This window comes from [Clostridium] scindens, assembly GCF_019597925.1.
Taxonomy (GTDB): Bacteria; Bacillota; Clostridia; order Lachnospirales; family Lachnospiraceae; genus Clostridium_AP.
The window spans coordinates 447,887-462,700 of record NZ_CP080442.1 but is presented as its reverse complement, the minus strand read 5'-3'; the positions used below and the strand labels follow the sequence as shown (position 1 = coordinate 462,700).

Below are 14,814 nucleotides of genomic sequence, written 5' to 3'. Positions count from 1 at the left end.
CTTTCTTAGTGCGTCAATCGGTTCTTTCAGCAATCTACGCTCCGAAAAAATAAGATAGATATGATAATTCGTCTTCGCTTATTATGGGGCAATGCCCCAACACATTCAACCTCATAATTCTGCTTAAAATGCTCCACAAATAATTTCAGCATCATATTCGGCTCATAGTCCATAAAACTCTCTGGCAAAGCAATAATCCGTTCTCTTGCTTCAATACATTTACCTCCGTTCCACTTTTCTCGAACTCTTCTTGTTTACATTTTGCCAGCTCACTCCAAAACTTTCGTTCTGTAGTATCATATACTGCATATAAATTTTCCTGTCTGGCATGGCTGAATATATAATTGATTCTGCCTTTCAGATTTGTCAGTTTCGACATCTGGATAAATGAGTGTCTTACAATAGGCGTTCCCTCCTCCCTTGATTGTGGACTTGGTGTCATGCATACCTTGTTTGAGTTGGAAGAAAACCACAACCTGAAAGCAGTAGAAGAACATTGGATATATTACTTTAGGCTGCTATAAAAAAGAAAGGTCAAGCCAACATATCGAACATTGTTATTGAATGGGGAGAAGCAAATAAGAAGTATCAAGTTGGAGAAATGGCCAAAGAAGAATATGCCCACGGGAAAAATACTTTCCCGAAAAGCATAGCCATAAACCAAAAGAAAAAAGAAATATAAATCGCATTATATACATGAATATTACAGAAAGTCTTACTAAAATCTTATTTTTCGGACAGAAAAAAACCCCCGTAAGCCTTGCAATTTGTACCGCCCCCCAAAAGTTAGACCTAAAAATCTAACGATTGGAGGTCGGTATTTTTATGGTTAAATATAGCTATGAATTCAAGAAAAAAGTAGTCCTTGCATATTTGAATGGTGAAGGCGGCTATCAATACCTTGCTAAAACTAATGGGATTTCAGATTCGAAATGTCTTAGAGAATGGGTTAATAACTATAACGCTTTTGGTGATGAAGGTCTAATGCGCTCTCGTAAACAAGAAAAATATACTTTTGAAAAGAAGCTTTCTGTTGTAGAATGGTATTTATCAAGTGAAATCTCATATCAAGAGTTAGCTATCGAAGAAGGTAATACAAATCCCAGTATGATTGTTAACTGGGTTAGTCGCTTTCGTGCGGCAGGCCCTGATGCCTTGAGACCTCACAAGAAAGGTCGGAAAAAACTTTGGATAAGCCTAAGATAGATACTAAAATCAAGAACCAGAAGAAAGAATTGTCGATACCAGTGCAGAGCATGTAAAAGAATTAGAGGAGGAACTCCTTAAATTAAGAATCGAGAATGCATTTTTAAAAGAACTGAGGAGACTGCGTTTAGAGGACGAGGCAAAAATGAGAGAACGGCGCTCATCATCAACAGACTCCGAGGAGCGTTCAAACTAAAAGACCTTCTCTCTTATACAGGTATGCCTAAAGCCACATATATGGATTGGCAGAAAAGATTTGATAGGGAAAATCCGGATAAAGAACTCGAAGAAAAGATACTTAAGATCGCAAAAACAACAAAGATTACGGTTATCGTCGAATACTGGGGGAATTAAGAAACCTGGGTTATTGCATTAACAAGAAGAAAGTTCAGCGCATAATGAAAAAACTAGGTTTACAGGTCACTTCCTTTACTCGTAAAAGTCGCAAATATAACTCTTACAAGGGTAGAGTTGGCACTGTTGCACCAAACCGAATACGACGACGCTTTAATACACATATACCTCATCAGAAGATTACAACAGATACTACTGAATTCAAGTATTATGAAGTCGATGCAAAAGGACATATGACAATGCATAAACTATATCTGGATCCATTCATGGATATGTGCAATGGTGAGATACTTAGCTATGGAATTGATGAAACTCCATCTGCGAAAAATGTCTTGGATGTATTAAACAAGGCAATTGAAATAACTTCGGACTGTCCTTATCGTAGAACTTTTCATAGCGATCAAGGCTGGGCTTATCAGATGAAATCCTATTCGCATCGCCTTAGAGAAGCGCGAATATTTCAAAGCATGTCCAGAAAAGGAAACTGCCATGACAACTCTGTGATGGAGAACTTCTTTGGTTTACTCAAACAAGAAATTTATTACGGTGTTGTCTATTATAGTTACGAGGAATTGAAATCAGAAATTGAACGATACATAAAGTATTACAATGAGCAAAGAATTAAGGAGAAACTTGGGTGGATGAGTCCAGTGCAATACAGGCTTAACCTCTTGGCTGCATAAAAATAACGTAGCAGCCATAAAAACTGCTACGCTTAAAAAGTCTAACTTTTTGGGGTCGCATCCATTACTGGCTTGCGGGGGTTTTAATCCTCTACTCGAACTCTATCGTCCCAGGCGGCTTAGAGGTAATATCATACATCACTCGATTCACATGATCTACTTCATTCACAATCCGGCTGGTCACCTTATGCAGCACTTCCCACGGTATCTCCGCGGCCTCCGCCGTCATGAAGTCGATGGTGTTCACCGCTCTGAGGGCCACGGCGTAATCATAGGTTCTCTCATCCCCCATGACGCCGACGCTTCGCATATTCGTAAGTGCGGCGAAGTACTGGCCGACGCTTTTATCCAATCTGGCGTTCGCGATTTCTTCCCGGTAGATCGCGTCTGCGTCCTGCACCATCTTAACTTTTTCTTCCGTTACTTCTCCGACTATGCGGATGCCAAGTCCCGGACCGGGGAACGGCTGGCGGAATACCAGGTGCTTAGGAATGCCAAGTTCCAGTCCGGCTTTCCTTACTTCGTCTTTGAACAGGTCGCGCAGCGGCTCGATGATTTCTTTAAAGTCTACGCAGTCCGGCAGGCCTCCCACGTTGTGGTGGGACTTGATGACTGCGGATTCTCCGCCAAGCCCGCTTTCTACCACATCCGGGTAGATGGTTCCCTGCACCAGGAAGTCTACCGCGCCGATCTTCTTGGCTTCTTCTTCGAATACGCGTATGAACTCTTCCCCGATGATCTTACGTTTTGCCTCCGGCTCGGAGACTCCTGCCAGTTTCTCGTAGAAACGCTGCTGGGCGTTGACACGGATGAAGTTCAGGTCATAATCGCCTTCTGGTCCGAAGACGGCCTCTACCTCGTCTCCTTCATTTTTACGGAGAAGCCCGTGATCTACGAATACGCAGGTCAGCTGGTCTCCTACAGCCTTGGACAGCAGGACTGCTGCCACGGAGGAGTCGACGCCGCCGGACAGGGCGCACAGTACTTTGCCTTTGCCGACTTTCTCCCGGATCTGCCTGATGGATTCTTCCACGAAGGAATCCATCCTCCAGTCCCCAGCGCAGCCGCATACGCCAAGCACGAAGTTGGACAGCATCTTCGTGCCTTCTGCAGTATGGAGCACTTCCGGATGGTACTGGATCGCGTATAATTTCTGCCCCGGGTTCTCGGCCGCGGCCACCGGGCAGTCTGCCGTGTGGGCGGTGATTTCGAATCCCGGCGCCACCTTGGAGATGTAGTCAAAATGGCTCATCCAGCAGATGGTCGGGGATGACACGCCTTCAAAGATTGGCGACTGGGGTTTATCTATGATGACTTCAGTCTTGCCATATTCCCTGACGTCAGCGCTTTCTACCTTGCCGCCCAGTACGTGCATCATCAACTGGGCGCCGTAGCACAGTCCGAGGACTGGTATGCCAAGTTCAAATAATTCTTTCTTATATGTGGGCGAATCTGCCTCGTAGCAGCTGTTGGGCCCTCCGGTCAGGATGATCCCCTTGGGATTCATCTCTTTGATCTTCTCCAGGTCTGTCTTGTAGGAATAGATCTCGCAGTATACGTTGCATTCTCTAACACGTCTTGCTACCAGCTGGTTATACTGCCCACCAAAATCAATGACGATTACTAATTCTCTCTTCACAAGAATTCCTCCTAATTTGTCAATCTCGTACCTATTATATCCAAGTTTCACATATGTCTCTCAAAATCAGGTTCTATTATATGATAGAAGCCCCCTGTTGACAAGGGACTTCTTTTCATTTTACACGATCGCGCTTTTGCGCCAGGTTCCTTTGAAATACCGGATTACAAAGCACAGTGCCCTAAATACCCAGTCGATGACCATTGCCACCCATACACCGAACACGCCCAATCCCATGTATTTGCCCAGCACGTAGCTGAATGCGATACGGAAGATCCACATGGACAGTATGGAGATGTACATGCATGCCTTGGCATCTCCGGACGCACGGAAGGTAGCCGGCAGCGTAAAGGATATGGGCCAGATCAGGATCGCGCTGATTCCATGGAAATGGATGATCTGCTCGGTTGCCCTGGCTGTCACGTCTGACAGATTATAAGCCTTGATGATCAGCGGAAGGATGGAGAAAATGAAGAACACGGTCGCAGCCATGCATACATAGGTGATCACCATCAACTTCCGGTTGTAATATTTCACCTGCTCGTAGTCTCCTGCCCCTACGCATCTTGCGATTACCGTAGTAACTGCCAGGGAAATTGCCATTCCGGGAAGTATCTGGAATAAGGCGATAGCGTTGCCCACGGCATTTGCCGCGATAGCGTAAGTTCCGAATGTGGATACCAGGCTTAATACCAGGATCTTGCCCAATTGGAACATGCTGTTCTCCAGGCCGTTCGGCACGCCGATGCTCAGAATCTTCTTTACCATCTGCCAGTTGAACTTATAGCGGAAGGTGCGCTCGATATGTAGAAGCTGCTTCGGATTGCACAGCAGGGCAATGATGATAACCGCAGCCACCATCCTGGACACCAGGGTGGGGATGGCTACGCCTTCCGTCCCCCTGTGGAAACCGTAGATCAAGATCGCGTTTCCGCCAACATTGATGATATTCATGATGATGGATACTTGCATGGACACCTTGGAATTGCCCATGGCACGGAAGATTGCCGCGCCTCCATTATACAGGGCCATGAACGGGATGGATGCCGTTACGATCATCAGGTAGGTATTGGCATGTCCCATTACGTCAGCCTCGATCTTTCCGAAGATTCCGTGCAGGATGAAGTATTTGCCCGCATAGACCAATAAGGTGATCACAACCGAGCACAGGGTAATGAACCATATCAGCTGGGTAGCCGACTTGCAGGCTTCCTTTTGATTCTTCTGTCCCAGATACTGTCCGGCCACCACCGCTCCGCCGGTTGCAAGGGCGGCAAATACATTGATCAGCAGGACCATGATCTGATCCACCAGCGATACGCCGGAGACGGCTGCCTCGCCAACGCTCGCAATCATAATAGAATCCGCCATGCCAACAAGTACTGCTAGAAGCTGCTCGATGACCAGCGGAATAATTAATGCAAGCAGCGCCTTATTGTCGAATAAGTAGCTGCTTCTGTCAACTCTTTTTTTCATTTTCTTTAACATAATAAAAACTCCTCATCGTACATTATACGACAGGGAGTTTCATTACACAAGCATCAATTTGCTTATGCCGCGACATATTTTTCTATATCCTTCCAGAGGTCATCACATTCTTCTTCATAGACTTTCAACTCAATCTCATTCTGAAAACCGAGATTCATGAGTCCCAGCAGAGATTTCGCGTCGACGATATAACGGCCGCGCTTCATGTCCATGTCATAAGGATATTTCTCGACCTTTCTTACAAATTCTAATATATCGCTTGGATTTTGAAATACAACGATTCTTTTGCTCATAACAATCTCTCCTTTTCGTTATGAACATCTTAGCATAATTTCCCATCCTCTCAAGGTGGAAATTTTTTAAAAAAGTAGAAATTTTTAACGGTTTTTTCCGGTTTTTGCCTGTTTTTGTCCTTAACTGTTCTTCTTCCGGTACTCTGCCGGAAGCATCCCCACTTCATCCTTGAACACTTTGCTCATATACTTGGGATCCGAATATCCAACCATATCCGCGATCTGATTGAGCTTAAGCGTAGACTTCAGCAGCAGTTCCTTCACATTTTCAATGCGGTATTTACGGATCGTCTCGGTAAATGTCCTGCCAGTCTGCTTCTTAAACTGGGTGCTTAGGTATTCTTCGGACACATGCAACTTGGCGGCCACTTCCTCCAGGGTGATGCCCTGGTTATAGTACTCCTGTATATGCTGTATGGCCTTCTGGACCAGCAGGCTTACGCCATCTTCCCCGACGTTTTTCAAGGACAGATTTTCAAAAAATGTAAGAAATGCCTCTTCGATATCCTGCCAGAATATCGCGTCGGATATGGACGTAATCATATTCTGCATAGACACGGATGATTCTAGTTTCCCTGATTCCTTTGCCATATGCAGCAGGCTCATCATATAGCGGCTGCATGCTTCTTTCATATCCTGGGGCGTGCACGCTCCCTCCCTGCAATATTCCCGGAACCGGCGCAGGCAGCTTAAGAACTCTTTTCGGTCGCTATCCGCCACCGCCTCCTTCGTCTGCACCTCGATGTCAATAGGGTACTTGATCGGATAGGTCTGGGTCGCGTCAATCAGCCTTTTGCTGATCAGCGTCCCTCTGTCAAAGAAAAGGTTCCACTCCAGCACGCTATCCATTTCCAGAACTGCTTCCCTTACGTTCAAGAGTCCCTGGCAGTTCCCCCAGACGCAGCTGAGCCGTCCCGATATCTGGCTTCCCAGCATCGGGACCACCGTCTTTTTAAAGTATTCTTTTACTTTATCCTGGTCTTCCAGCTGGTACAGGATGACGACGATCGCGCCCTTTTCCTGAAATTCGATAACGTAGACATGGAATTCATTACTGTGAATGCCTACTTCTTCCATCGTCCGGCGGACGCTCTCATGGTATCGTTCATAATTATCGCTTAATCCAATGCCAAATATGGCGATCTGCTCGTCCCCACGGATTCCATACCGTTCGGTAATCATGTCCGCCAGTTTCCCGTCTTCATCCAGCTGGCCTGTTATGGCGTTCAGAAAGATATATTCCAGGCTGAACAGCTGCTCCTTGCTCTGTTCTTTGGAAATATTCGCCTCTGCCTGTTCCAGGGCCTTCTTCAGTTCCGCGATCTTGATCGGCTTCAGCAGATAGTTCTCGATTCCCAGTTCAATGGCCCTCTGCGCATATGCAAAATCCGAATAGGCGCTCAGGACGATGGCCTTGCACTCTATGCCTTCCTCCCGCACGATGGAGAGCATGGTAAGCCCATCCATATCCGGCATGCGGATGTCCAGGATTACCAGGTCCGGCTTCTCCTGGCGGATCAGTTCCAGTCCTTTTTTGCCGTTCTCTGCCTTTCCTACCAGTTCATAATTCTCGTTAATCTTCTTCAGGATCTTGCTCATGCCTTCCCGGATCGGCGCTTCATCTTCTATTACCGCAATTCTCATTGGCCCTCCTCCTTTCTGCCTTCTGCGTCTGCCTGCCTATGAGGGCTGACTACAGGGATAAACAGATGCACCTTCGTGTACTTTCCCAGCGCGCTCTCAAAATATAGGTCCGCCTGATCTCCATAATATAGGTTCAGCCGCTTTCTCACGTTGATGATTCCCATATGCTCTCCGGAATCTATAGCATCTGCTTCATTTTTGCTGTCATTAAGCCTCTGTAAGACATCTTCCGAAATTCCGCGGCCATTGTCCTTTACGATGATGTGCATCTGGCCTCCTGCTGATCTCATGGTAATCCCCAGTTTCAGCTCGCCTTCTTTCTGCTTCAGGCCGTGCCGGATCGCATTCTCTACGAATGGCTGCAGAAGCAGCTTGTGGATTCTGTATCCATATAGTTCTTCCGGCACCTTTACTTCTACCTGGAGTTCTCTTCCAAGCTTCGCCTTCTGAAGCAGGATGTACATTGCAAGCCAGTGCAGTTCCTGTTCAATCGAAGTCTCTGCCCCTGCATTCTTAACCGTATATCTTAAGATATCCGCTAATGCTCCTAGCATCTCGCTGATTTCGAACTCTCCCAGTTCAATGGCCTTCCAGTTGATGGTATCCAGCGTATTATAAAGGAAATGCGGGTCTATCTGGGCTTCCAGTGCGGATAGTTCCGCGTTTTTCTGCTCCACTACCGCCGCCTTTACCTGCTCGATCAGGCTGTCGATATGGCCCACCATTTCATTGAATCCCGAACTGATCTTGCGCACCTCCACCGTCATATTCTCGGTAACAGGTACCCGCGCCTGGAAATTTCCCCGCTCCGCCTCGCTCATGGCCTCCGCTATCTGGTCGATCTCCTTAAGGTACGGCCTGGTCAAAGAATATGTCAGCGCCATCAGTAGTAGGATCGCGCCCACTGCTATGAATATCCAAAACAGGATCTGCTCTTTTAAAGTCTGATGGTATAGCCTTAGGGACTGGGCATTGCAGATGGTAAATCCACTCATTTCGTTCATCTTCCTGGTGTAGAGGAATTTCTCATCCTTTGCCGCATCCAGTTTCTTTCCAAATTCTCCATCCTTGTATGCTGCTATGATCTTCCCCTTCTGAAGGAGGTAGATGCCGGCGTTCTCCCCAGCATCCAGAACCGGCTCCAGCACATCCGTATTGATGCTTAGAATCACGGTCCCTATGGACTTATGTATATCCCGGTAGTCTACGAATTCCCGGATGATCTGGAACATATAGACCTTATCATTCCCCGACTCTATGGGCTGTCCCATCCCCCGGTACAAGGCTCCCTTTGCCACCTCGGGCGCTCTTATCTTGTCCGCCCAGCTGCTGTTTACGGAGGAGGCTGATAGCCGGTCATAAAAGATGACCTGATTTTCCTCTGTAATAATAGTAATTCCCTCTATTCCATCATTTCGGTTACAGATATGGCTTAATTCATGGCGTATCCTGCTGCTGTTTACTTCCAGGGTATCCTTCTTCTGATTGATATCTTCCACGATTCCAATGATCTCATCATCCGTGCACAAGTCGTACAAAAGCGTATCGTACTTATCCAGTATCATATCCAGGCTCTGGTCCGCCCGGTTCAGATTGTTGTCGATCTGCATCTGCATATTCTCGTTCAGGCTGCTGCGCAGCCTGTATTGGGATATCAGGGCAAACAGGACGATGGGGATTCCGGTTGCCAGTATGAAGATTGGCAGCAGGCGTCTTCTAAGCGTCATCTCTCTTCTCATTGGCCGCCCTCCCTGATCTTCTGTATGCTATCCGCCGCTTCCTCTAATATGATGCGCTCATCTTCCTCGCCGATAATAGACTGCTCAAGGGCAGACACTACCGTTCTCGTAATATCTGGCCATTGATAGGTAAATTCTCTGGTTCTTGCGTAGGAAAGCATTCCGATGAATTTATGCAGAACCGCGTCTTCCTGAAACTGATCATCTAAAATATCCTTTCTGGCCGCCATATAGCCCAAATCATCCATATATCCTGCCATCCTGTCCTTGTCGCTTATGTAGTTCAGGAATTCAATTGCAGCGTCCTTTCCTTTGCCGTCCGTCACTCCGAAGATCTCTCCCCCGAGAACCGTCACCTTATCGGAAATGGACGGGATATCCGTAACATCAAACGCAAGATCGGGATTGATCTTGCGGATATACTCTACCTGCATAGGATTGCCGATCATCATGGCGATATTGCCTTTAGCAAACTGCTGGGCAAGGTCCTTATGGGTCAGGCTGATGCTCTGCCGGCTTACGACGCCATCTTCGGTAAGATCCCGGAACAGTTGGAACGCATAGGCACTCTTACGGGAATTCAGGCAGTCCACATCCCCGCCCATAGACCACAGCACCGGAAGGAACGAATACATGCTCTCTTCACTCTCCAGAGCCGGCTGGGCATACCCATAGACTCCATCTGCTGTCAGCGCCTTTGCCGTATCGTAGAATTCCTGCCACGTAGCCGGCGGATTTAATCCGCGCTTTGCCAGCATTTCTTCATTATAGAATAAAGCGACACAGTTCACTCCAAATGGAAGCCCTTTGATCCGCCCTTCTTCCTCGCATGGCGCCAATGCCTCCGGCAGATAGTCCGCAAGCCCTTCGATCTCATCCGTCAGATCCGCAAAGGGCTGCGTATGCTGGAAGAATTGGAAGTCTGCCGAATCTACCAGCGCAATATCCGGCATGGTTCCCTCATACATGCTAAGCGCAAGTTCCTTTTTAAAATCCGCGTCTGGTATATATCTGGTGGTCACCTCTATCTCATCCTGGGAATGATTGAATTCATCAATCAGATCCCCCAGCACCTTCTGCTGGTATGCCATATCCCAGTAATACCATAGTTCTATCTGCTGCTTCTTACTCCGCTTTATCTCTTCTTCCTTCCCACAGCCGCCAATGCCGGCCGCCGCCAGGGATACTGCCAGCATCGCCGCCAATGCCGCAGACAGGAATCTTATCTTGTCCCTCAAGGCTTTTCCTCCTGTAGTGTTGCTATCACTAATAGTAGTCCCTACATTTTAACATATTGGCCGCCTGCGGACAAATTTTTTCCTGGCATTGCTTCCTCCGCGCTTATAGCAGGGCAGAAAAAAAGAAGGAGATTTGCGCAATCTCCCACTCCTTCTCAGATACTCGGTCCGACTGCATCCTGCCCATGCTGATGCAGATACTTCTCTCTGGTAGCCATGCCCCCGCGGATATGCCGTTCTGACTTATTCATGTCCAACACCTTGCGCGCCTGTGCGGCCAGAGACGGATTGATCTTCAATAAGCGTTCCGTTACATCCTTATGTATGGTAGACTTGCTAACGCCGAACGCCTTGGCTGTCTGCCTTACAGTGGCTTTGTGCTCAATGATATAATATGCTATTTCTACTGCCCTCTCCTCAATATAATCCTTCATATTAATAACCCCTGCATAGTTTGTTTTTTACAATCTATGCAGGGGCTCGGGTGCTTATTCAAGGATTTTGCATTCCGTCACTACTCTTCCGCCGCCGGTTCCCTAGACTCTCTCGCTTCCGCCGCTCCCCGCTTCTTCGCGTAGATCACCTTGCATCCGGTATCCGCGCACTGGTCCATGATCATCTTGGTTTCCTTGGATCTCTGCGCGCCGGCATCCGTAATGATAGAATCAATGTCTCCCATGTTGCATACCACGAACGGGCCACATTTCCCGATCTTGGTATGATCGATCAGCACGAAACACTCGCTGGACCGGCTGATGAGCTGCTGCTTGGCGTCGCTTTCTTCCATCGTCACATCCGTCAGGCCCTGTTCATAGGTAAATCCATGGGATGAGATAAAGCACTTGTTGATGGAAAGATGATCGAGCACATCCGGCAGAAAGGTTCCTACGATAGCCAGCGAACGCTTTCTCAGCATCCCGCCGCACAGAATCACATCCACCGACTTGGAAGACGCGAACTGCAGCGCTACGCTGATGCTGGTCGTCACCACGATGATCTTCCGGTTCTGCAGATAACTGCACATGTGAAGGGTCGTGGTGCTGGGGTCGATGGCAATCACATCCCCGTCCTTTACATAACTGGCAGCCACCCGTGCAATTGCCCGCTTCTCATCGATCTGCTTGTTAAATCGCTCTTCGATCGTCACATCGCAGTATGGGCGAAGAATCGAGGATGTCTTTAATGCTTCTTCCTCCCCGCCTTGTTCTTTTTTATCCACGGCCTTTACGCCGCCATATACCCGCAGTGCATCGCCTGATTTTTCAAGTTGAAGAATATCCCGGTAGATTGTCATCTGCGAGACATTGAAATCCTTGGCCAGCTCATTGATTGTCATGCAATCATTTTTGTTCAGTCTTTCCAGGATTCTCTTCTGCCTCGTATAAGGCAATTCTTTCATTTCTTTCATAGATTATACTCCTTTTCCCTGCACATTAGGTATGATCGGGCTCTCTACTTCCCCTGTCCGTAGTGATTCGCAACAAAGTCCTTCATAAATGCGACTTTATCGTCAGCAATCGGTTCCGGTTTTCCAATGGTACGGGCCGCGGTATAGATCTTAGCCGTCATTTCCAGCACGGTACACACCCGGAAAGCCGTATCCATGTCAGTTCCTACGCAGACAGCCCCGTGATTTGCCATCAGGCATGCCGCGCCATCTCCCAGCGCTTCGATCACGTTCGCCGCCAGTTCATCTGATCCCGGAAGCGCGTATTTTGCACACTTCACCGTGCCCCCCAGAAGCTGTGCTGCCTCATCTATGACGGGAGGAATATCCTCGTGCAGACAGGCAAACACCTGAGAATCCACAGGATGCGTATGAATCACCGCGTTCACATCTTCTCTTGCGTTCATAATACCTATATGCATTCCATATTCAATCGTCGGCTTGCAGGTTCCCTCTACAATTTCCATATCCCTGTTCATCACGACGATGTCTTCCGTCCTTATTATATCATAAGGCATGCCCGATGGGGTCAAATAATATAGTCCGTTCTCCGGATTTCTCACGCTGATATTGCCCCAGGTCTCCACTGTCAGCCCTGAATGCAGCATCTTTTTTCCACACTCAACCAAATACTCTTTATAGTCCATGTTAAATCCTCCATTTTCTTATTTACTTATTTTGCCGGCTCATAACGCTTAACTTTAAGGGATGAGACGACGATTTCCCGAAGCCGGTCATAGGAATACTCGGGATGGAAATACGCAATCTGTACCACTGCGTTTCCAATGGACGCGCATTCCATATCGCAGGCTACCACCGGCATCTGGATCCGGTCGGCGCAGCGCTGGTTGATCATCGCATTCTTAGAGCCTCCGCCTACTATATATACCTCGCCATATGAATCCCCGGTGCATTCTCTCACCGTATCCAGCACCTGGGCATAACTCTCTCCCAGAGATATGTAGGTAGATGCCAGAATCTCCGGCCACTCATGGGTACCGTTTGCTGCTTCCGGATGGATCATGCTTTGAATCTCCCTCACCATCTTCCTAGGGTTGAACAGGCGGTCGTCATTCACATCGAATATCTTCACCTTGCCTGTCCACTGATCCGCGAGGGCTGTGAATGCTCCCCAGTCCATCTGCACTTTTGTCTCTGCCTCATATTCTTCCTTCAGCCGCTGCACAAGGAACATGCCTGCGGAATTGCGAAGGAGAGTGGTTCGCCCAAAAGCGCCTATCTCGTTGGTCAGTTTTGCATTCAATACCTTCTCGTTCACGATCGGTCCGGCGCACTGCGCTCCGATCAGCGCCCATGTTCCCGAACTTACGAAGAGATAGTCCTCTTCCCGGCTCGGAATCGCCATCACCGCGCTGGCCGTATCATGGGACGGCACGCACACGAATGGAATGTCGTAGGAAATTCCCAGTTCTTTAAGAATCTCTTTCTTGATATTCCCTACAAATTTGCCATGCCCGCCGATCTCGCAGAACAGTTCTGGCGACACGCCCGCATAATTGCACTGTTCTTGACTGATCTTTAAGGTGCGCACATCCAGCATCTGGGAGGTGGACAGCTCGCTGGGTTCATTCATCATCCGCCCAGTGAACAGATACACGAAGATATCCGGCACCAGAAGAATCTTCCTTGCCCGCTCCATCGCCCCCGGCATATAGTTCTGCATGCCTTTTAGCATGTACACGCTGTTGATCTTATCACAGAGGATTCCCGTGCGGTAGAACATTTCCCGCTGCTCCTCCTCCGTCTGGGCGCTCATCTGGCCGGCACCGATAGTATTCCGGTAGCAAAGCGCCTCCTGGACAAACTGCTCCTTGTCATCCAGCAAAAGGAAATCAATTCCCCAGGTACAGACGCCCACCGAGTCAATCTTTCCTCTTTCCGCTGCCAAGGCCACGCCCCGCTTCATGGTATTGAAAATCTCCATCATATCCCAATAGAACAGCCCGTCTTTTTCAATAATCCGGTTCGGCTCTTTGAGGATGACCTCGCTTTCCACCTTCCCTCCGTCAAAATGGCAGAGGATCGTCCGGATACTGCTGTTCCCACAGTCAAATGCCAGAAGATTCAATTTTTCTGCCATATCTACGCACACTCCTTTCGTGTGCGGACCGCTACCGAGAAGAGGAGGATCACGCCGTAAAGCGCAATTACGATATAGGAGTTCACACGTAAAATGTTAAGTCCTGTGGCCATGCATTGGAACAATAGGACTGCCCAGAGTATGCCGGACACTTTTCCTTTCCCTCCGTTGGGATCCACGCCGCCAAGCACCGCGATCAGGATCGCTCGCATCAGGTAATTTCCCGCTGCTCCCGCGGACGCGGAATTAAGCCGCGCTGCCATGACGATCGCCGCAATTCCGACGTATATGCCGGACACGACATGCGTCTTGATCAGAAGTGTCATCTCGTTGATTCCGGAATACTGGGCAGACACCTTGTTGGAGCCATACATCTGCAGCCGGATTCCAAAGGATGTCTTCTGCATCACTACAATCAGCACTGCGGATACAATTACAAAAATGATAAACTGAACCGGAATGATCTCAAGCACATATCCGTTTCCGATAAATTTGAAAGAATCCGGGTAGCCGGACAAGGTTCCTCCCTTGGTAATGCCGAGCGCGATTCCAGTCAGCACCATCTGCATGCCCAGGGTCACCAGCATGGCAGGAATCTGGAATTTTGCCACGATCACGCCATTGATCAGCCCTACCAGCATGCAGACCAGCATGCAGATCAGCATTGCCACCAGAACATGGGCTATGCCTGTCTCCCCTTTTTCAGCATGGGCATTCATGTACATGGACATGAGGATGGATGCCAGATTCGCGGATGCGATGATCGACAGGTCGATGCCTCCCACCAGCATAGGCAGCATCATCGCCATCGTGAACAGTCCTATCTCCGGAATCTGCTTCATGATGGATGAGAAGGAATTCGCAGATAGGAAGGATGGATTCAGGACACTGAAGAAGATGACCAGAATCACCATCAGGACGATCAGCATCGTGCTGTCCCCGCCGCGTTTCGCAAGAGACTTTACATCATACTTTTTCATAG

General features: G+C 48.2%; 11 protein-coding genes and 1 pseudogene. 1 reads left to right on the top strand and 11 read right to left on the bottom strand.

The annotated features are described in order from the left end of the window. The first annotated feature begins 825 nt into the window (after positions 1 to 825). Positions 826 to 2,243: pseudogene (locus tag K0036_RS02025) on the top strand (IS3 family transposase). A gap of 91 nt (positions 2,244 to 2,334) precedes the next feature. Here K0036_RS02025 and guaA read toward each other — a convergent pair. The 11 genes from guaA to K0036_RS01970 form a co-directional block, all read right to left on the bottom strand. Continuing rightward, complete coding sequence (guaA, locus tag K0036_RS02020) at positions 2,335 to 3,882, bottom strand: glutamine-hydrolyzing GMP synthase (RefSeq protein WP_220430608.1); 1,548 nt, start codon at positions 3,880 to 3,882, stop codon at positions 2,335 to 2,337. Positions 3,883 to 4,002: 120 nt separating this feature from the next. After that, entirely contained in the window at positions 4,003 to 5,370 is a 1,368-nt protein-coding gene (locus tag K0036_RS02015) for an MATE family efflux transporter (RefSeq protein WP_044955711.1), read from the bottom strand. A gap of 62 nt (positions 5,371 to 5,432) precedes the next feature. Further along, positions 5,433 to 5,663 (bottom strand): HPr family phosphocarrier protein, encoded by a 231-nt coding sequence (locus tag K0036_RS02010; protein ID WP_004607833.1) that lies wholly within the window; start codon positions 5,661 to 5,663, stop codon positions 5,433 to 5,435. Between the two features lie 120 nt (positions 5,664 to 5,783). After that, positions 5,784 to 7,307 (bottom strand): response regulator transcription factor, encoded by a 1,524-nt coding sequence (locus tag K0036_RS02005; RefSeq protein WP_025645702.1) that lies wholly within the window; start codon positions 7,305 to 7,307, stop codon positions 5,784 to 5,786. Then, a complete protein-coding gene (locus tag K0036_RS02000) occupies positions 7,304 to 9,046 on the bottom strand; it encodes a sensor histidine kinase (protein WP_173694206.1) in 1,743 nt (580 codons plus the stop codon). The genes K0036_RS02005 and K0036_RS02000 overlap by 4 nt, the downstream gene beginning before the upstream one ends. Beyond that, complete coding sequence (locus K0036_RS01995) at positions 9,043 to 10,284, bottom strand: ABC transporter substrate-binding protein (RefSeq protein ID WP_259283370.1); 1,242 nt, start codon at positions 10,282 to 10,284, stop codon at positions 9,043 to 9,045. The genes K0036_RS02000 and K0036_RS01995 overlap by 4 nt, the downstream gene beginning before the upstream one ends. 155 nt (positions 10,285 to 10,439) lie before the next feature. Then, the gene (spoIIID, locus tag K0036_RS01990) at positions 10,440 to 10,718 is read right to left on the bottom strand and encodes a sporulation transcriptional regulator SpoIIID (protein ID WP_220430607.1); all 279 of its coding nucleotides are present in this window, start codon (positions 10,716 to 10,718) and stop codon (positions 10,440 to 10,442) included. Positions 10,719 to 10,798: 80 nt separating this feature from the next. Continuing rightward, complete coding sequence (locus tag K0036_RS01985; RefSeq protein ID WP_220430606.1) at positions 10,799 to 11,692, bottom strand: DeoR/GlpR family DNA-binding transcription regulator; 894 nt, start codon at positions 11,690 to 11,692, stop codon at positions 10,799 to 10,801. A gap of 44 nt (positions 11,693 to 11,736) precedes the next feature. Continuing rightward, positions 11,737 to 12,378 carry a class II aldolase/adducin family protein gene (locus K0036_RS01980; RefSeq protein ID WP_025645712.1) on the bottom strand — a complete coding sequence of 214 codons (642 nt, stop codon included), beginning with the start codon at positions 12,376 to 12,378 and terminating at the stop codon, positions 11,737 to 11,739. Between the two features lie 26 nt (positions 12,379 to 12,404). After that, complete coding sequence (locus K0036_RS01975; protein ID WP_220430605.1) at positions 12,405 to 13,832, bottom strand: rhamnulokinase; 1,428 nt, start codon at positions 13,830 to 13,832, stop codon at positions 12,405 to 12,407. Positions 13,833 to 13,834: 2 nt separating this feature from the next. Further along, on the bottom strand, positions 13,835 to 14,812 hold the full coding sequence (locus tag K0036_RS01970; protein ID WP_025645716.1) for an ABC transporter permease: 978 nt from the start codon (positions 14,810 to 14,812) through the stop codon (positions 13,835 to 13,837). Positions 14,813 to 14,814: the final 2 nt, after the last annotated feature.